General features: G+C 62.2%; 19 protein-coding genes. 1 reads left to right on the top strand and 18 read right to left on the bottom strand.

Annotated elements, in window-relative coordinates; translation table 11 throughout:
* Positions 1–9: 9 nt before the first annotated feature.
* Together BN1127_RS04295 and yfcD are read right to left on the bottom strand one after the other, a co-directional pair.
* On the bottom strand, positions 10–483 hold the full coding sequence (locus BN1127_RS04295; protein ID WP_042648630.1) for a peroxiredoxin: 474 nt from the start codon (positions 481–483) through the stop codon (positions 10–12).
* A 145-nt stretch (positions 484–628) separates the two neighbouring features.
* Positions 629–1,147, bottom strand: coding sequence for an NUDIX hydrolase YfcD (gene yfcD / locus BN1127_RS04290; RefSeq protein WP_042648649.1), 519 nt, complete (start codon positions 1,145–1,147; stop codon positions 629–631).
* A gap of 177 nt (positions 1,148–1,324) precedes the next feature.
* Between yfcD and BN1127_RS04285 the strand changes: the two genes are divergently transcribed.
* Positions 1,325–1,540: a DUF1107 family protein gene (locus tag BN1127_RS04285; RefSeq protein ID WP_005328955.1), complete on the top strand. Its 216-nt coding sequence runs from the start codon at positions 1,325–1,327 to the stop codon at positions 1,538–1,540.
* Between the two features lie 102 nt (positions 1,541–1,642).
* On the opposite strand, the gene BN1127_RS04280 is transcribed toward BN1127_RS04285, so the two are convergent.
* From BN1127_RS04280 to BN1127_RS04205, 16 genes are all read right to left on the bottom strand, one after another.
* A complete protein-coding gene (locus BN1127_RS04280; protein WP_005328952.1) occupies positions 1,643–2,386 on the bottom strand; it encodes an amino acid ABC transporter ATP-binding protein in 744 nt (247 codons plus the stop codon).
* Positions 2,387–2,399: 13 nt separating this feature from the next.
* Positions 2,400–3,494, bottom strand: coding sequence for an amino acid ABC transporter permease (locus BN1127_RS04275; protein ID WP_042648629.1), 1,095 nt, complete (start codon positions 3,492–3,494; stop codon positions 2,400–2,402).
* Between the two features lie 9 nt (positions 3,495–3,503).
* Positions 3,504–4,691, bottom strand: coding sequence for an amino acid ABC transporter permease (locus tag BN1127_RS04270; RefSeq protein ID WP_231557440.1), 1,188 nt, complete (start codon positions 4,689–4,691; stop codon positions 3,504–3,506).
* Between the two features lie 67 nt (positions 4,692–4,758).
* Positions 4,759–5,778 carry an amino acid ABC transporter substrate-binding protein gene (locus tag BN1127_RS04265; protein WP_042648627.1) on the bottom strand — a complete coding sequence of 340 codons (1,020 nt, stop codon included), beginning with the start codon at positions 5,776–5,778 and terminating at the stop codon, positions 4,759–4,761.
* A 482-nt stretch (positions 5,779–6,260) separates the two neighbouring features.
* Complete coding sequence (locus BN1127_RS04260) at positions 6,261–6,560, bottom strand: DUF2845 domain-containing protein (protein ID WP_082029959.1); 300 nt, start codon at positions 6,558–6,560, stop codon at positions 6,261–6,263.
* A complete protein-coding gene (locus BN1127_RS04255; protein ID WP_042648625.1) occupies positions 6,557–7,570 on the bottom strand; it encodes an ABC transporter permease in 1,014 nt (337 codons plus the stop codon). The genes BN1127_RS04260 and BN1127_RS04255 overlap by 4 nt, the downstream gene beginning before the upstream one ends.
* 103 nt (positions 7,571–7,673) lie before the next feature.
* Positions 7,674–8,555 carry an ABC transporter ATP-binding protein gene (locus BN1127_RS04250; protein WP_042648624.1) on the bottom strand — a complete coding sequence of 294 codons (882 nt, stop codon included), beginning with the start codon at positions 8,553–8,555 and terminating at the stop codon, positions 7,674–7,676.
* A 147-nt stretch (positions 8,556–8,702) separates the two neighbouring features.
* Positions 8,703–9,314, bottom strand: a complete 612-nt coding sequence (locus tag BN1127_RS04245; RefSeq protein WP_005324672.1) for a BamJ family beta-barrel-assembly machinery protein — start codon at positions 9,312–9,314, stop codon at positions 8,703–8,705.
* A gap of 179 nt (positions 9,315–9,493) precedes the next feature.
* A complete protein-coding gene (locus BN1127_RS04240; RefSeq protein ID WP_042648623.1) occupies positions 9,494–10,219 on the bottom strand; it encodes a copper homeostasis protein CutC in 726 nt (241 codons plus the stop codon).
* 41 nt (positions 10,220–10,260) lie between these two features.
* Positions 10,261–11,163 (bottom strand): ROK family protein, encoded by a 903-nt coding sequence (locus BN1127_RS04235; protein WP_042648622.1) that lies wholly within the window; start codon positions 11,161–11,163, stop codon positions 10,261–10,263.
* A gap of 110 nt (positions 11,164–11,273) precedes the next feature.
* Positions 11,274–11,780 carry a GNAT family N-acetyltransferase gene (locus BN1127_RS04230; RefSeq protein ID WP_042648621.1) on the bottom strand — a complete coding sequence of 169 codons (507 nt, stop codon included), beginning with the start codon at positions 11,778–11,780 and terminating at the stop codon, positions 11,274–11,276.
* Positions 11,768–12,577: a M48 family metallopeptidase gene (locus BN1127_RS04225; protein WP_042648620.1), complete on the bottom strand. Its 810-nt coding sequence runs from the start codon at positions 12,575–12,577 to the stop codon at positions 11,768–11,770. The genes BN1127_RS04230 and BN1127_RS04225 overlap by 13 nt, the downstream gene beginning before the upstream one ends.
* A gap of 164 nt (positions 12,578–12,741) precedes the next feature.
* A complete protein-coding gene (locus BN1127_RS04220) occupies positions 12,742–13,716 on the bottom strand; it encodes a PstS family phosphate ABC transporter substrate-binding protein (RefSeq protein ID WP_025327848.1) in 975 nt (324 codons plus the stop codon).
* 290 nt (positions 13,717–14,006) lie between these two features.
* Complete coding sequence (gene phoR, locus BN1127_RS04215) at positions 14,007–15,302, bottom strand: phosphate regulon sensor histidine kinase PhoR (protein WP_042648619.1); 1,296 nt, start codon at positions 15,300–15,302, stop codon at positions 14,007–14,009.
* A gap of 8 nt (positions 15,303–15,310) precedes the next feature.
* On the bottom strand, positions 15,311–16,000 hold the full coding sequence (phoB, locus tag BN1127_RS04210) for a phosphate regulon transcriptional regulator PhoB (protein WP_041206225.1): 690 nt from the start codon (positions 15,998–16,000) through the stop codon (positions 15,311–15,313).
* A 102-nt stretch (positions 16,001–16,102) separates the two neighbouring features.
* Positions 16,103–16,516, bottom strand: coding sequence for a VOC family protein (locus BN1127_RS04205; protein ID WP_042648618.1), 414 nt, complete (start codon positions 16,514–16,516; stop codon positions 16,103–16,105).
* Positions 16,517–16,580: the final 64 nt, after the last annotated feature.

Raw genomic sequence — 16,580 nt, 5'->3', positions numbered from 1 at the left:
ATTAACATCTCACAGCGCGGCCAGCAGACTCTGCGCATCAGACACTTCGAACTTGCCGGGGGCCTCCACGAACAGCTGCTCGACCACGCCATCATTGGCGATGAGGGCAAAGCGCTGGGCACGCAGGCCGCCGAAGGCGCCTGTCTCCTTGGCAAGGCCAAGCGCCTGGGTCCAGCTGCCGTCCCCATCCGCCAGCATGGTGATGGCGTCGGCATTCTGGGCCGCCTGCCACGCCTTCATCACGAAGGCATCGTTGACCGAGAGACAATAGAGGGCATCGACCCCCTTGGCCTTGAACTCGTCCGCCAACACCACATAACCGGGCAGATGCGCGTTGGAGCAGGTGGGGGTAAAGGCGCCCGGCACCGCGAACAGCACCACTCGCTTGCCGGTAAACAGGGCCTGGGTATCCTTCACCTGCTTGTCCTCGGCGGTGATGAAGGTAAATTCCCCTGCGGGCAGGGATTGGCCGACCGTGATCATGATGTCTCGTCCTTAAGTGATTGAAAGAGGCCCAGTCTACTCCAACCAGAAAAGAGACGACACCGGCTCGCCCGTGTCGTCGCACCTGCCTGATGGCAATGTCAGCAGAAAATTCAACGTGAATTCGGCAGCCAGAACCTCTGCCTTATGCCGGGCGCCGCGCCTGCCAGGTGGCGATGGCGAGCAATGAATCCGGGGTGAATTCATCGGCCCGCTCGGTTATCTCGGCCAGACTCATCCAGTGCACCTCGCTCACCTCTTCCGCCTGGAGTTGCAGCGGCCCCCGATAATGGCAACTGAACAGACCGCCCCAGACCCGATAGCCTCCCCCGCTCGCCTCCCCCTCGGCGTAGAAGGTGCCGAAGTCGTGCAGGGGCACGTCACGGATCCCCAGCTCCTCGGCCAGCTCGCGCCGGGCGGAGGGCTCCATCGCCTCCCCCGTGGTCACCACACCACCGGCGCAGGCATCCAGCATGCCGGGACAGAAATCCTTGCTCAGGGTACGCCGCTGCACCAGCACGCGCCCGGCCTCATCGAGCACCAGAATATAGCTGGCGCGATGGCGCAAGTTCTCCTGACGCACCCGGGTGCGCTCGGCCACCCCGATCACCCTGTCCTGCTCGTCTACTACGTCCACCCACTCCACGTGCGGCACCTTGTCCATCCTGCGATGGTCGCAGTATATCGGTGCCGGGGCCGGGGGCTGCACTACTTTTTCAACGCCGGGAGCAGGACGCCAGCCCGCCATAACAAGGATTCATACAAACCTTCATCAAGTGTCACATCCGTGTCATGGTGAGACGGCATAGTGTGCCCTGTCCAAACAACAGGGTCTCTTGCCATGAAGGTGTTCAAGCAGTTGTCTCCTCGTCGAATTGCCCGCTATATCAAAAGCTTCCATCACGGCAGCTTCATGGTAGAGGCTCTGGGGCGGTTTGAATTTCAGGGGGGAATCATCGATGTGAGAACGCTGAGCTGCCGCCAGGCGCTGAGCCTGGCCCGGCAGATCAATCTGGCCGTGCGCGATCTGCGCACCACCGCCCTGTTGCCGGGCTGACATACTCCTTTCCGTTTGTAGTCTGCTTCCATGCACGTCTTTGCCCGCCGCTCACCGAGCGTGCGGGCTATTTTCAATGGGGTTGTCCCCGTCTGACCCGCATCAGTGTTGCAGGATCTGGGAGAGGAACAGCTTGGTTCGCTCCGACTGGGGGTGGTCGAAGAACTGGTCAGGCACGTTCTCCTCGATGATCTGGCCGCGGTCCATGAAGATCACCCGGTCCGCCACCTGCTTGGCAAAGCCCATCTCGTGGGTGACGCAGAGCATGGTCATGCCCTCATGGGCCAGCTCCACCATGACATCCAGCACTTCGCGCACCATCTCGGGGTCCAGCGCCGAGGTCGGCTCGTCAAACAGCATGACCTGGGGGTTCATGCAGAGACTGCGGGCGATGGCGACCCGTTGCTGCTGACCGCCGGAGAGCTGGCCCGGGTACTTGAGGGCCTGCTCCGGGATCCTGACCCGGCGCAGGAAGGTCATGGCGATCTCCTCCGCCTCCTTGCGTGGCAACTGCTTGACCCAGATGGGCGCCAGGCAGCAATTCTCCAGCACCGTCAGATGGGGGAAGAGGTTGAAGTGCTGGAACACCATGCCCACCTCGCGGCGTACCGTCTCTATGTTCTTGAGATCCGACGTCAGGGCCGTCCCCTTGACCAGGATGTCACCGCTCTGATGCTCCTCCAGCCGGTTGATGCAGCGGATCATGGTGGACTTGCCCGAGCCAGACGGCCCGCAGATGACGATCTTCTCCCCCCTGCCCACCTGCAGATTGATGTTGCGCAGCACATGAAACTCACCGTACCACTTGTTGACATCCTTGAGTTCTACCACAGCGTCCGTTTTCATCTCGAAACTACTCCTAATGCTTGTGACCGGTGTTGAGTTTGCGCTCCAGATAGATGGAGTAGCGGGACATGCCAAAACAGAACATCCAGAAGATCATGGCGATGAACACATAGGCCTCGGTGGAGAATCCCAGCCAGGCCGGATCCGCCAGCGCCACCTTGGAGATGGCCAGCAGATCGAACAGCCCTATGATCAGCACCAGGCTGGTGTCCTTGAACAGGGAGATAAAGGTGTTTACCAGGGAGGGAATGGTGATCTTGAGGGCCTGGGGCATGATGACCAGCCCCATCACCTTCCAGTAGGAGAGCCCCAGCGCTTCACCCGCCTCGTACTGCCCCTTGGGGATCGCCTGCAGCCCCCCCCTCACCACCTCGGCCACATAGGCCGCCTGGAACAGAATGATGCCGATGAGCGCCCTCAGCAGCTTGTCGAGCTCCACCTCGCTGGTCATGAACAGCGGCAGCATGACGGAGGCCATGAACAGCACCGTGATGAGCGGCACCGCCCGCCAGAACTCGATATAGACGGTGGAGAGGCTGGAGATGACCGGCATGTGGGAGCGGCGTCCCAATGCCAGCAGGATCCCGAATGGCAGGGCGACCACTATGCCCACCACCGCCAGCACCAGGGTCAGCATCAGGCCGCCCCAGCGGTTGGTTTCCACCACCTCGAGACCGGCACCGCCGTGGATCAGCACAAAGGCGATGACCGGGAATACCAGCAGGGTAAAGAGCGCCAGCCAGCCCTTGCGCGGGGTGCGCGGCCAGATCAGCAGCGCCAGCAGCACGGCCAGACCGGCGAAGGCCAGATTGATGCGCCAATACTGATCGATCGGATAAAAGCCGTAGAGATATTGTCCCAGACGACTCTCGATAAAGACCCAGCAAGCCCCGCCCTGGGCGCAGTCGGCACGGCTGCTCCCCTGCCAGTTGGCGGAGAAGATAGCCCAGTCCAGCGCCGACCAGAGCAGTGGCAGCAGCAGGTAGGCCAGCACCAGGGTCAGCAGGCCGTTCCACCAGTTGGGGAAGAGGTTCTGCCTGACCCAGGCGACCGGCCCCCGGCGATGATCGGGAGGCGGCAGCGCCTCCTGCAACTCGTTCACAAACATGACAGCTCCCTAGCGCTCGACCAGCGTCATCCTGCGGTTGTAGATGTTCATCAGGACTGAAGTGGTGATACTGATGATGAGATAGACCCCCATGGTCATGGCGATCACCTCGATGGCCTGCCCGGTCTGGTTGAGGGTGGTGCCCATGAACACCGAGACCAGATCCGGATAACCGATGGCGGTGGCCAGCGAGGAGTTCTTGGTGAGGTTCAGATACTGGCTGGTCAGCGGGGGAATGATGACCCGCATCGCCTGAGGAATGACCACCAGCCGCAGCGTCTTGGTGGGCGAGAGCCCGAGCGCGGAAGCGGCCTCGGTCTGCCCCTTGCTGATGGCCAGGATACCGGATCGCACTATCTCGGCGATGAAGGCTGCCGTATAGATGGTCAACGCCAGCAGCAGCGCCGCGAGCTCGGGCAGTACCGTCAGCCCACCCCGGAAGTTGAAGCCCTGCAAGGCTGGCACACTCCAGGAGAGCGGGCTGCCTGCCAGCAGGAAGGCAATGGCGGGGAGCAGGATCACCAGAGCGGCCACACAGCGCCAGAACGGGAAGATCCTGCCGGTCAGCGCCTGACGGCGCCGTGCCCAGCGACTCAGCCCCCAGCTCAGGACGACAGCGAGCAGCAGGGCCCAAAGCACATAGCCAAATCCCTCTTCAAACAAGGGTTTGGGCAGATAGAAGCCCCGCACGTTCAAAAAGGCGAGCCCTCCCAGCTCCACGCTCTCACGGGGAGACGGCAGGGTGCGCAGCACCGAGAAGTACCAAAAGAAGATCTGCAGCAGCAGCGGAATGTTGCGAAACGTCTCTATGTAGACGGTGGCTATCTTGGCTACCAACCAGTTGCGGGAGAGACGCGCTATCCCGAGCACGAAGCCGAGCAGAGTGGCAAACAGGATGCCGAGCACCGAGACCAGCAGGGTATTGAGCAGGCCGACCACGAAGGTGCGACCGAAGGTGTAGGTCTCGTCGTAGGGGATCAGGCTCTGCAAGATGCCGAACCCGGCGGTGTTGCCCAGAAAATCGAAACCTGTGGTGATGCCACGGGTCGCCAGATTGGTCAGGGCATTGTTGATGATGTAGAACAGAAACGCGAGAACGGCCGCAATGGCCAGGCACTGGAATATCTGCGCCCGCACCTTGGCGTCATACCACCAGCGGCCCTGTTCTTTCCTATGGTTTGATGCTTGTATCGCCATGAGGATGACTCCGACAAAGCCAGGGCAAGGGGGAAATGGGGGGCCAGGCCCCCCGACAGCTGTCTATTTAGCGGATGGGCGGGGCATACATCAGGCCGCCCTTGTTCCAGAGTGCGTTGATGCCGCGGTCGATCTTGAGGGGAGAGCCGGCGCCGACGTTGCGCTCGAACGACTCGCCGTAGTTGCCGACCTGTTTGACAATGTTGTAGGCCCACTTGTCATCCAGCCCCAGCACGCTGCCCTTGGGCTCTTCCAGCCCCAGCAGGCGACGAATGTCCGGGTTGGTGGATTTGAGCATCTCGTCCACGTTGGCACTGGTCACACCGGCCTCTTCGGCGTTGAGCATGGCGTAAAGACTCCAGCGCACCACCTTGAACCACTGCTCGTCACCCTGACGCACGGCCGGGCCCAGCGGCTCCTTGGAGATGACCTCGGGCAGTACCAGGGCATCCCCCGGCTTGGTCAGCTTGATCTTGAGGGAATAGAGCTGGGATTGATCCGAGGTCAGCACGTCGCAACGTCCCGCTTCGAATCCCTTGACGGTCTGATCCGAGGTGTCGAACACCACAGGGGTATATTTCATGCCGCCATTGGCACGGAAGTAATCCGCCAGGTTGAGCTCTGTGGTGGTGCCGGACTGGATGCAGACAGCGGCCCCGTCCAGCTCCTTGGCGCTCTTGACCCCGAGGGACTTGTTGACCAGGAAGCCCTGGCCATCGTAGTAGTTCACCCCGGCGAAGGTCAGGCCGAGCGACCCGTCCCGGGTCAGGGTCCAGGTGGTGTTGCGCGACAACAGATCCACTTCACCGGATTGCAGGGCGGTGAAACGCTCCTTGGCGGTGAGGGACACATACTTGACCTTGCCAGCATCCCCGAGCACGGCTGCGGCGACCGCGCGACACACGTCCACGTCCAGCCCGGTCCAGGTGCCCTTGGCGTCCGGATTGGAGAAACCGGGCAGGCCATCACCGACCCCGCACTGCACGAACCCCTTCTTCTTCACGGCATCCAGGGTGCCCTCTGCCCAGACATTGGCTGCCGCCAGCGACAGCACTATCACCATACCTGCCTTGTGTATCTGCTTCATGTCACTCTTCCCTGTGGTTTGATTCGCATTGGCACCAAAACCTAGCAAGATGCCATCGTTTCCCTGCTTTTTCGCAGCTTATCCAGCGGTTCAAAAACTTGTCAATCGGTGCAACCCGGCCCAACCGTGGTGCAACAGCACAAAATGTTCAAACGAGGTGATATGCACTCTTAGAATCAAAAGTAGACCCTTATTCGCCAAATAGCCTGCTGTTAAAGGCCATTCCCGCTGTGAGGATTATTTTCGCAAAAAAATGGGATGCACCGGGATGGGGCAGCAAGATCTGCTTCCAACTGACTCATCAGGCTCGCTTTTCCACCAGCAGACCCAACCTTGGGAGCGGCAAACAAAGAGAAGGCTTTGCCGATATTTCGCGATGTAGGGTGGCAAACTGATATCAACAGGGGATCTTCTGGTGGGGTGGGGATGGGGCCCGGGCCTGAGCTCTAGATCAGCGTGCCGGCCCGGGAGCAATACGCGACTCAACCACCGCGGGGACCGTCTTCAATCTCGGTGATGATGCCGTTTTCGACGGTGACGAACTGCATGAATTCGCTCCTGCCGAAGTTGTAGGTCCAGCGCTCGGCATACTTGACCGTCATCCGCGCCCCGAAGCCGTTTTCCTCGTAACGGGTCAGATCCTCCTTGAGCATCGGCTGACCGCAGCGGATCAGCAGCTCGGCCGTGGTGTCCCCCTCGGTGAGCAGGGCACTCTTGCAGCGCAGGGTGCCGGCATCCACCGGCAGCGTCGCCACCAGCAGCAACCACAGTATTGGCTTCATTTTGCGCTCCATTTGAACAACACTGCCCCTAGCGTGATGCACACCAGGGCAAACAGCATGACCTGGGCCAGCATCCCCGCCACCGCCTGCCAGCCCGCCCCTTCCAGCATGACGGCGCGGGCCGCATCTATGATCTGGCTAAGGGGCAAGCGGGCTGCCATGGCCTGCAACCAGGGGGGAGACCCTTCCAGCGAGAACCAGACGCCGGATAAGAACATCATGGGCAAGCTGATGAGATTGAGCAAACCGCTCGCCAGCTCCTCGTTCTGAATGCGGGCGGCGATGAGCAGCCCGAGGGAGGCCATGGCGGTCCCGCCAACGAGGGCGATGAAGAGCAGCAGCCAGCCGGAGCCGAGCAGGGGCACATCCAGCAGCCAGTAAGCCACCAGGAAGACCAGCATGCTCACCACCAGAGTGATCAGCACCCGTGACAGCAACTGGGCGCAGAGAAATTCGGCGGCCGAGAGTGGGGTGGCTCGCAAGCGCTTGAGCACCCCGTTCTTGCGATAGCGCACTATGACGAACCCCACCCCGAACAGGCCGGAGAACATCAGGTTCATGCCGATCACCCCGGGCAGCAACCAGTCACCATAGCGGATGGCCCGTCCGCTCAGGGCCTCTCTTTGCAAGGGCTCGTGCACCGCCTGGCGCAGCAGGTATTCGGCCATGGCCCCCTGGGGGGCGTCCGGGTTGACCCAGTAGTGGCCACGCGCCGGTGACAGCAGCAAGTCCAGCTGATGGTGGCGCACCTTGAGGACGCCTCTCGCCTCGTCGTCATAGGGGATGAGCTTGAGCAGCGGGATATGGGTCAGGGGCTGATAGGCCGTCGTCAGCTCCCCCACCACCCCTATCTGCACCAGCGGCTTGGGAGGGCCGGAGAAGATGAGGGAGAAGCCGATCACCAGCAAGAGCGGAAAAAGCAGGTTCCAGACCAGGGCCGCCCTGTCGCGCACGAATTCCAGGGTGCGGGCGTAAAAGAGGGCACCTATGCGCTTGAATGCTCCCTTCATGTTCCCCTCCTCGGGCTCGAACCCAGTCGAGATGACAAACCCAGTGGCCATGACAAGGCTCGCGGGTAACAGAGCGCAACGACACTGCGCTTGATGGGATTTTTCATGCGCCGCTCCGGAGGCTGTGGCCGGTCAGGTGCAGGAAGAGATCCTCCAGGTTGGGGGAGCGCACCTGCATGCCGGTCAGCGGTACCCCCAGACTCAGCAGCCGTGGCAGCAAGGTCGCCACGTCAGGGCAGCTCAGCTCCACCTGATCCCCGTGGGGCAGCAGCGGATAACCCAGGCTGGCGAGGGCCGGGTGATCCGAGAGGCGCACCAGCACGCCGTCGAAGTGCCGCGCCAGCAGGGCCGCCGGCGTGTCCAGGCTGAGCAGATGACCGTGATCCACGATGGCGATGCGATCGCACAGTTGCTGCGCCTCGTCCATGTAGTGGGTGGTGAGCACCACCGTCTTGCCCTGGGCCTTGATCGCCTCGATCCGCTGCCAGAAGTGGTGACGAGCCTGGGGATCCAGCCCTGTGGTGGGCTCGTCCAGAAACAGCAGTTCGGGGTCGCCGAGCAGGGCCAGGGCCAGCAGCAGGCGCTGACGCTGGCCGCCGGAGAGCTTGCGGCTGTCCCTGTCGATGAACTCGCCAAGGGCGCACAACTCGATGAGCAGCTCCCGTGGCAGGGGGTTGGGATAGAGGCTGGCGAACAGGCGCAGGGTGTCACGCACCGTCAGAAAATCCTGCAGCGCCGTGTGCTGGAACTGGATGCCGATGCGGGAGCGATAGTCGGGGCCGCGGGGGGCGCCATGAAACAGGATCTGGCCGCTGTCCGGGGTGAGGATCCCCTCGAGCAGCTCTATGGTGGTGGTCTTGCCCGCCCCGTTCGGGCCGAGCAGGCCGAAACAGCTACCGGCGGGAATGGCAAAGCTGAGGCCGTCCACGGCCCTGACACCGGGAAAGTGCTTGATGAGATCGACGACTTCGATGATGGCAGCCATGGCCTGTCTCCCTGGGTGGCCGAGAGTGCGACGTCCTGACTATATCCAAATCTCCCGAGAAGACCATGGCTCATCCACCAGGGCGTGTGGCGGCGCGCAAAAACAAACGGCGACCCAGGGGTCGCCGTTTGCATCACACCAGCCGGATCACAGGATGTCCAGCAGCTCCACTTCGAATACCAGTGCGGAGTAGGGCGGGATGGAGCCGGCGCCACGGGCACCGTAGGCCAGATCCTGCGGAATGTAGAGCTTCCACTTGGAGCCAACCGGCATCATCTGCAGTGCTTCTACCCAGCCGGCGATGACGCCGGTGACCGGGAACTCGGCAGGCTGGCCGCGGGCGACCGAGCTGTCGAACACGCCACCGTGGGTGAAGGTACCGTGGTAGTGCACGCGCACGGACTGACCGGCCACCGGCACGGCGCCGTTGCCTTCTACCATGACTTCGTATTGCAGACCGGAGTCGGTCACTTTCACGTCGGCACGCTTGGCGTTGTCGGCCAGGAAGGCTTCGCCATCGGCGGCGGCGGCCTTGGCAACGGCTTCCTGCTCTTCCTGCATGCGGGCGGTGATGACCTGGAAGGCATCATTGATATCGTCACGGCTGACCGCGAACTCCAGGCCATTCAGGGCATCTGCCAGACCTTGTTGCAGGGCAGGGATATCCAGACCGGCGAAGGCTTGCTGCGCCAGCTGATCACCCATGTTGCGGCCGATGCCATAGCTGGCCTTCTGTTCGATAGAGTCGTATTGGGACATTGAGATGTTGCTCCGGGTCCTGAGAGTAAAAGAGTCGAGATAATATCAGACTTTTTGGCGAGGTGCTGCCGGCTGCCGTCCTGATTTCCCCGCCCGTGGGAGAGACTTCACATCCCCCTCATCCCCGGCCCTTCTCCCGCGAGGGGAGAAGGGAGAGGAGACGACAACCACAGGCTGACTCAGGCGCGATCCAGCAGGGCCCGCACCGCTGCCACCTTGGCGCCGTCGGTAATATTGACCCGGCCGTCGTCCGAAGTGCCCATGTTCACTCCGTGGGGCACCATGCCGCCGCGCCAGCCCATGCCGGACATGTGTACCTCGCTCACCCCGGTGAACTCGAGTATGGTGCGCACGTTGTCGGCATTGACCCCGGCGCCGGGCATCAGGCTGGCGCGGCCCGCCAGGGTCTGTTGCATCGCCTGCAGTGTCTCCAGACCCGCCAGGGCGGTCGGGGCATGGCCAGAGCTCAGGATACGCTCACAGCCGGCCGCCACTATGGTCTCCAGATCGGCGCACCAGTTTGAGCTGAGATCGATGGCGCGATGGAAGGTGACCCCCAGGGGGCCGGCCGCCTCGACCAGTTGTTGCAACTGAGCGGCAGGCACCCTGCCCCCCTCGTCCAGCAGACCCACCACCACACCTTGCAAGCCTGCTGCCCGGGCGGCGGCGATGTCCAGCAACATGAGTTCGAACTCGGCGGCGCTGAAGCAGAAATCCCCGGCACGGGGGCGGATCATGGCATAGACGGGAATGGTGGCGTGGCGCGCCACCTGCTGCATGAAACCATAGGAGGGGGTGAGACCGCCCAGCCCCAGCGCAGAGCAGAGCTCGATGCGATCCGCCCCGGCTTGCTGGGCGGTGAACAGGGATTCCAGGTTGTCGATGCAGATTTCAAGACGGGTCATGATGACTCCTTATCCGGGGAGATCAGACCCAGTGCCTGATCTCATAAATTCAGCAGGGCGGCGCCACGCACGCCACCGGCGCCGCCGAAGCGGGCCTGGCGGATCGCCGGCAGGGCGACGCCGGGCAGCAGGTGGCCGGGCAGACGCTTGGGCAGCTCTTCATACAGGGCGGGCAGAGCGCTGAGGCCGCCCCCCAGCACCACCACCTCGGGGTCTATCACCGAGATGGCGGTGGCGAGCCCGGCGGCCAGGATCTCCAGCCAGCAGTCGATGGCCGAGAGCGCCGCGGGTTCCCGGGCCTCGGCACGGGCGACTATCTGGTGACCACTGGCGCGCTCGCCGTTGAAGTGGTGATAGAGCCGCTCCAGGCCGGTGCCCGAGGCATAGGTTTCGAAACAGACCAGGCGGCCACAGCCGCAGCGGGGACGGGGCAGATCGGGATACTTCATCAATATGGTGGCCGGCAGCGGGTAATGGCCTATCTCCCCCGCCAGCCAGTTGCGACCCTGGATGAGCTTGCCCGCCAGATAGACGGCGCCACCTATGCCGGTGCCAATGGTCACTCCCAGCGCACTCTCGGCCGCGGCGGCGGCCCCCTGGTGCACTTCGGACCAGAGGAAGCAGTTGGCGTCGTTGTCGACGCTGACGGTGCGTGCCAGTCGTGCGGCCAGATCCGCGCCCAGATGACGACCGTGAATGGCGGGCAGGTTTGCCGCCACTATGCTCCCATCCAGGCGATTGATGATGCCGGGAAACCCGATGCCGACGGCGCCTTTCGCGCCGAAGCGGGCGTCCGCCGCCTCGACCCGCGTCAGGATCAGCTGCAACAGCCCCTCGTAATCATTGCCGGGAGTGCTCATGCGCTCTTCGTGACAGAGGTTCAGGCCACCGTCATACACCGCGAAGGCAACCTTGGTGCCACCAATATCAAATCCGTAATACATGCCACACTCCCTTGCCAGTGAACCGGGTCACCTCAGTCTGTCCAGATGGGGCACATTGTATTAATTCGCAAAAAAAATAAAGTGACCATGGGCGAAAAACGGGAGCCAGCTCAAAGCAAACGGAACATTTGCCGCTGCAAACAGGGTTGTCCCAGGCTTGTCAGGGTGCGCTCCTGGCCGTCAAACACGAAGCCGCGGCGCAGGTAGAACCCCTCGCCGATGTGATTGCCATCGAGCAGCCATAGCCTGACGCACTCGCAACCGGCCCGGCGCATCTGCACCGCCACCGCCTGCCACAGCCGCTTGCCATGGCCCCGACGCCAGTGATCCGGGTGCAGATAGAGCGCCCGGATGCGCGCCGTCATCAGCCCCTCCTCATGGGCCGGGTGCCAATAGAGCAGGCCGATGACGACCTCGTCCTGGCAGAGCAGCATGGGGATGGGGGCTGGCTCGGCGAGCCGGCGGCGCCAGATCTGCAGATGCTCGGTGACCGCCAGCTGGGCCAGCAGATCCTCACCGAGCACACCGCCATAGGCCGCCAGCCAGCTGGCCCGCTGCATCACCGTCATGGCGGCGGCATCGGCGGGACGGGCCAGACGCAGTGTTATGCCTTGCACTGGGGAGTCAACCCAGCGGCACGGGCCTGCCGATACAGGGGCTCTGCCTGAGCCTGTTGGGCCTGCAACTCGGTAATGCGGTTCTCATCGCTCGGGTGAGTAGAGAGCAACTGGGGCGGCGCCTTGCCCCCGGCGGCGGCACTCATGTTCTGCCACAGGGGAATCGCCTCGGCCGGATTGAAGCCGGCGCGAGCCATCAGATCCAGCCCCAACCGGTCGGCCTCGCTCTCCTGAGCCCGGCCATAGGGCAGGGCGATCCCCACCTGAACCCCGAGCCCGAGCGCAGCCATGGTGGCACCGCCCCCCTGGCTGCTGCCGATGGCGGCATCGGCCACCGCCAGCCCTATGCCGGTCAGCTGATCCCGGGAGAGGCGTTCGTTGGAATGCTGTGCCAGCACGTGGGTCAGCTCGTGGCCGATGACGGTGGCGAGCTGATCCTGATTCTTGGCGACTTTGAGCAGGCCGCTGTAGACGCCGATCTTGCCCCCGGGCAGGGCGAAGGCGTTGACCTCCTTGGAGTCAAACACCACCACCTCCCAGCTGGTGATGCCATAGCTGGCAGGCACCTGGGCGGTGACCGCCTTGGCCACGCAGGAGACATAGGCATTCACCTTGGCATCCTTGCTTACCTTCTCCTGCTTCTTCATCTGCTCGAAGGAGTCGGCCCCCAGCTGGTTCATCTGCTGGGGGGAGAAGAGCAGCATCTGGCTGCGGCCGGTCGGCGACTGGGCACAACTGGCCAGCAGGGCGCTGCACAAGGCCGCCAGGCCGAATTTGGACAGGGAAGATGCACGCATGAGAGGGTCCTTTACCGTGAAGTTGCCCTATTCTCGGGAATGCCGCCGTCCGGTGCAAGCCAGGCGCCACCCCATGCGACCAAAAAGATCCCGTGGCGCCAAAATAAAAACGAGCCCGCTTGGGCTCGTTTGGAGGCTAGTTTGTCTGCTGAGCGAAAGCGGGATTACATGATACCCAGCTTCTTCAGGTCGGCCTGGACAATCTTGGCGGGAACCGGCACATAGCCATCCTTCGCCACTATGGTCTGACCCGCCTTGGAGAGCATCATCTTCACAAACTCTTGCTCCATCGGGGAGAGCGGCTTGTTCGGAGCCTTGTTCACGTAAACGTACAGGAAGCGCGACAGTGGGTACTTGCCGGTCAAGGCGTTCTCTGCGGTCGCTTCAACGAAGGTCTTGCCATCCTTGGAGAGCGGTACGGCGCGCACGCCTGAGGTGACGTAGCCGATGCCGGAGTAACCTATGCCGTTCAGGGAAGCGGAGACGGATTGCACCACTGAGGCGGAGCCCGGCTGCTCGTTCACGCCGCTCTTGAAGTCACCGTTGCACAGGGCGTGCTCCTTGAAGTAGCCATAGGTACCGGAGACAGAGTTGCGACCGAACAGTTGCAGGTCCTTGCTGGACCAGTTGCCATCCAGACCCAGATCGGACCATTTGGTGGCAGCCTTGGCTTCGCCGCACTTGAGGGTGCTGGAGAAGACGGAGTCAACCTGCTCCATGGTCAGCCCCTTGATGGGGTTGTCCTTGTTCACGAACACCGCCAGGGCATCGACCGCGACGCGGATGGCGGTCGGCTTGTAGCCGTAGCGCTTCTCGAATGCTTCCTCTTCACCGGCCTTCATGGCACGGCTCATGGGGCCAAACTGGGCGACGCCCTCGGTCAGTGCGGTCGGGGCAGTGGAAGAACCGGCGGCCTGGATCTGTACGTTGACGTTGGGGTAGACGCGCTTAAATTCTTCGGCCCACAGGGTCATCATGTTGGCCAGGGTGTCCGAGCCGACAGAGGACAGGTTGCCCGAGATGCCACTGGTCGGGGTGTAATCCGGCAGATCTTTATCCACACCGGCAGCCAGGGCGCTGACAGAAAACAGGGTTGCTGCGGTGAATCCGATTACACCAGCCAGTTTGTTGAGTTTCATCCAATCTCTCCAAAGTTACAGAAGGCAATTGCCAATACATGGCGCCGATTAACACTGTCTTGCGGTGATCAAGCTGACTGCGTCAGTCAGCTTGTTGAGTTGTATTCCGTCCCCTCTTTCCCAAGGTGACGCTGGGTCTGTTCTTAAGACGGCGCCAGTATCTGACCTGGCAGTGACAAATTTATGGAATTTATATGACACTTTGATGACATGGGCCCAGCGCGGAACAAATGCCAAGGGGGCCGCTCTCGCCGCCCCCTTTTTTATTGCTAACCAGTTGTCAATAAAGACTATTTTACCACCACCATGCGGCCGGGAATGAGGAAGCTGAAACGGCTGCCCTGGCCGACCCGGCTCTCTATCTCGAGCTGGGCATCGTGATGGCTCAGGGCATGCTTGACGATGGCGAGGCCAAGGCCTGAGCCGCCGGTGTGGCGGGATCTCGCCTTGTCGACCCGATAGAAGCGCTCGGTGAGCCGCGCCAGGTGCTCCGGGGCTATCCCCTCCCCCTCGTCTTGCACCACAAAGAGTGCCATGGCCCCCTGCTTGCGCCACTCCACCGTGATCTTGCGACCGGCCGGGGTGTAGTGAATGGCGTTGTAGACCAGGTTGGAGACGGCGCTGCGCAGCTGGTCCCTGTCCCCCTTCACGAACAGATTGGACTGCACCTGAAACTCGATCTGATGGGCACTCTCTCCCGACAGGGCCCGCGCCTCCTGCTCCAGCAGCCCCAGCATGGCGGGCATGTCCACCAGATGGGAGAGATCCACGGTCGGGGCCGCCTCGATGCGCGACAGGGTGAGCAGCTGATTGACCAGGTTGTCCATGCGGATGGTCTGCTCCATCATCACCTTGTGCGCCTTGGCCCACATGGCGGGGGGCGGCGGCTCCTCGGTCATCTCCAGATAGCCCTTGAGCACTGTGAGCGGGGTGCGCAGCTCGTGGGAGACGTTGGAAACAAAGTGCTTGCGGGTCTTCTCGAGGCTGCGCAGCCTAGTCACGTCACGCACCACCAGCATGGCCTGATCCTCGGCATAGGGCATGATGCGAAACTCGAGAAACTTCTCCTCGTTGATGGGGGAGCTCATCTCGAACGGCTCGTCATACTGCCCCTTGCCGAGGTAGGCGACGAAACCGGGGTGACGGATGAGGTTGCCTATGTGCTGGCCGGCATCCTCGGGCCAGCGAAAACCGAGCAACTGCTCCGCCAGCCGGTTGCACCATAGGATGCTGCCGTCGGTGCGAAACACCACGGCGGCATCGGGCAGGGCCTCGGCCCCCTCCCGGAACCGACGGATGAGCCCCGCCAGCTCGCGGCGCCGGGCACGGTGGCGCTGCTGCAACTTGTAAATGCCATTGAAGATGTATTCCCAACTGCCGCTGCCATGGGGCGGCACCAGGCTGCGATCGTGCCACAGCCAGTCCGACAGCCGCTTCTGGAAGCGGTAGTGCCAGCCCAGGTGCAGCACGGTCGCCACCAGCAGGCAGAGGGAGAGGTGTTCTATCAACCAACCTACCAAGACGAAGGGGGCGTAGAAGAACGCCATTCGCCACAACTGTCGCCGCCAGGCGTAAGGTTGCAACATGTTATCCCCTAGAGACGGGTTGAGAAGCGGTATCCGGCTCCACGCACCGTCTGGATCAATCTGTCGTGCCCGGTCTCTTCGATCGCCTTGCGCAGACGACGGATGTGCACGTCCACCGTCCTGTCTTCCACATACACATTAGTGCCCCAGACGTTGTTGAGCAGTTGCTCGCGGCTGTAGACCCGCTCGGGATGGGTCATGAAGAAGTGCAGCAGCTTGAACTCTGTCGGCCCCATGTCCAGCGCCTTCTCCTCGGCGCTGACCCTGTGGGAGACAGGATCCAGCTTGAGCCCCTGCACTTCGATCACCTCGTCCACCGAGGTGGGGGAGACCCGGCGCATCACGGCGTGCAGACGGGCGGTCAGCTCCTTGGGAGAGAACGGCTTGGTGATGTAGTCGTCGGCGCCCGCCTCGAGGCCGCGCACCTTGTCCTCTTCCTCACCACGGGCGGTCAGCATCACCACGGGGATCTGGCGGGTCACCTCGTCCTGCTTGAGCTGCTTGATGAACTGGATGCCACTGCCGCCTGGCATCATCCAGTCCAGTACGATGAGCTCGGGGTAAGGTTCACGCACCTTCGCCAGTCCATCGGCATAATCTTCTGCCTCAACCGTCTCATATCCTTTTTGCTCGAGCACGAAGCAGAGCATCTCGCGGATTGGTGCCTCGTCCTCGACCACCAGAATTCGCTTAGCCATATCCCTTCTCTCTCCTCTGTGAAGATGGGTGCGCCAATTATTAGAACTTTCTGTGACACTTTTATGACTTTATGACAGGCGGGATGATAAACGTTTTCAGATTCAGTTGGCAGCAATGCGTTGCAGCAGGTCCCAGCGGTTGCCACTGATGTCCTCGAACACCACCACAGTGCCATAGGGCTCGTGGCGGGGCTGTTCACAAAAATGCACGCCGTACTGCTGCATGCGCTGGTAGTCGCCCCAGAAATCGTCGGTCTCGAGAAACAGAAAGACCCGGCCGCCCCCCTGCTGGCCGATGGCGGCCTGCTGCTGCGCATTGGCAGCCTGGGCCAGCAGCAGGGCCGACCCTGGGGCACCTTTAGGGGCGACCCGCACCCAGCGCTTGCCCGGTTTGCCCGGCTCGTCGAGGGGCGTGTCTTCCAGCAGCTCAAATCCGAGCCCCTCGGTAAAAAAGCGAATGGCCTGATCGTAGTCGGCCACCAGCAGGGTCAGGGCACCTAGGGAAGGTGCGAACAAGTCCCTGATATGAGATCATGTTTGTCATCTGGAGCCATGAAAAAGGGTTCATCATGAGTCATCA

The organism is Aeromonas media (assembly GCF_000819985.1).
GTDB classification, from domain to species: domain Bacteria; phylum Pseudomonadota; class Gammaproteobacteria; order Enterobacterales; family Aeromonadaceae; genus Aeromonas; species Aeromonas media.
Note: the sequence above shows the minus strand (reverse complement) of the source record. Positions and strands in the feature narration are given on the sequence as shown.

What these genes read in the sequence shown, in the direction of transcription:
- BN1127_RS04295 (WP_042648630.1), bottom strand. Translation starts at nt 483, where the DNA reads ATGATCACGGTCGGCCAATCCCTGCCCGCAGGGGAATTTACCTTCATC.
- yfcD (WP_042648649.1), bottom strand. Translation starts at nt 1,147, where the DNA reads ATGGACAAGGTGCCGCACGTGGAGTGGGTGGACGTAGTAGACGAGCAG.
- BN1127_RS04285 (WP_005328955.1), top strand. Translation starts at nt 1,325, where the DNA reads ATGAAGGTGTTCAAGCAGTTGTCTCCTCGTCGAATTGCCCGCTATATC.
- BN1127_RS04280 (WP_005328952.1), bottom strand. Translation starts at nt 2,386, where the DNA reads ATGAAAACGGACGCTGTGGTAGAACTCAAGGATGTCAACAAGTGGTAC.
- BN1127_RS04275 (WP_042648629.1), bottom strand. Translation starts at nt 3,494, where the DNA reads ATGTTTGTGAACGAGTTGCAGGAGGCGCTGCCGCCTCCCGATCATCGC.
- BN1127_RS04270 (WP_231557440.1), bottom strand. Translation starts at nt 4,691, where the DNA reads ATGGCGATACAAGCATCAAACCATAGGAAAGAACAGGGCCGCTGGTGG.
- BN1127_RS04265 (WP_042648627.1), bottom strand. Translation starts at nt 5,778, where the DNA reads ATGAAGCAGATACACAAGGCAGGTATGGTGATAGTGCTGTCGCTGGCG.
- BN1127_RS04260 (WP_082029959.1), bottom strand. Translation starts at nt 6,560, where the DNA reads ATGAAGCCAATACTGTGGTTGCTGCTGGTGGCGACGCTGCCGGTGGAT.
- BN1127_RS04255 (WP_042648625.1), bottom strand. Translation starts at nt 7,570, where the DNA reads ATGAAGGGAGCATTCAAGCGCATAGGTGCCCTCTTTTACGCCCGCACC.
- BN1127_RS04250 (WP_042648624.1), bottom strand. Translation starts at nt 8,555, where the DNA reads ATGGCTGCCATCATCGAAGTCGTCGATCTCATCAAGCACTTTCCCGGT.
- BN1127_RS04245 (WP_005324672.1), bottom strand. Translation starts at nt 9,314, where the DNA reads ATGTCCCAATACGACTCTATCGAACAGAAGGCCAGCTATGGCATCGGC.
- BN1127_RS04240 (WP_042648623.1), bottom strand. Translation starts at nt 10,219, where the DNA reads ATGACCCGTCTTGAAATCTGCATCGACAACCTGGAATCCCTGTTCACC.
- BN1127_RS04235 (WP_042648622.1), bottom strand. Translation starts at nt 11,163, where the DNA reads ATGTATTACGGATTTGATATTGGTGGCACCAAGGTTGCCTTCGCGGTG.
- BN1127_RS04225 (WP_042648620.1), bottom strand. Translation starts at nt 12,577, where the DNA reads ATGCGTGCATCTTCCCTGTCCAAATTCGGCCTGGCGGCCTTGTGCAGC.
- BN1127_RS04220 (WP_025327848.1), bottom strand. Translation starts at nt 13,716, where the DNA reads ATGAAACTCAACAAACTGGCTGGTGTAATCGGATTCACCGCAGCAACC.
- phoR (WP_042648619.1), bottom strand. Translation starts at nt 15,302, where the DNA reads ATGTTGCAACCTTACGCCTGGCGGCGACAGTTGTGGCGAATGGCGTTC.
- phoB (WP_041206225.1), bottom strand. Translation starts at nt 16,000, where the DNA reads ATGGCTAAGCGAATTCTGGTGGTCGAGGACGAGGCACCAATCCGCGAG.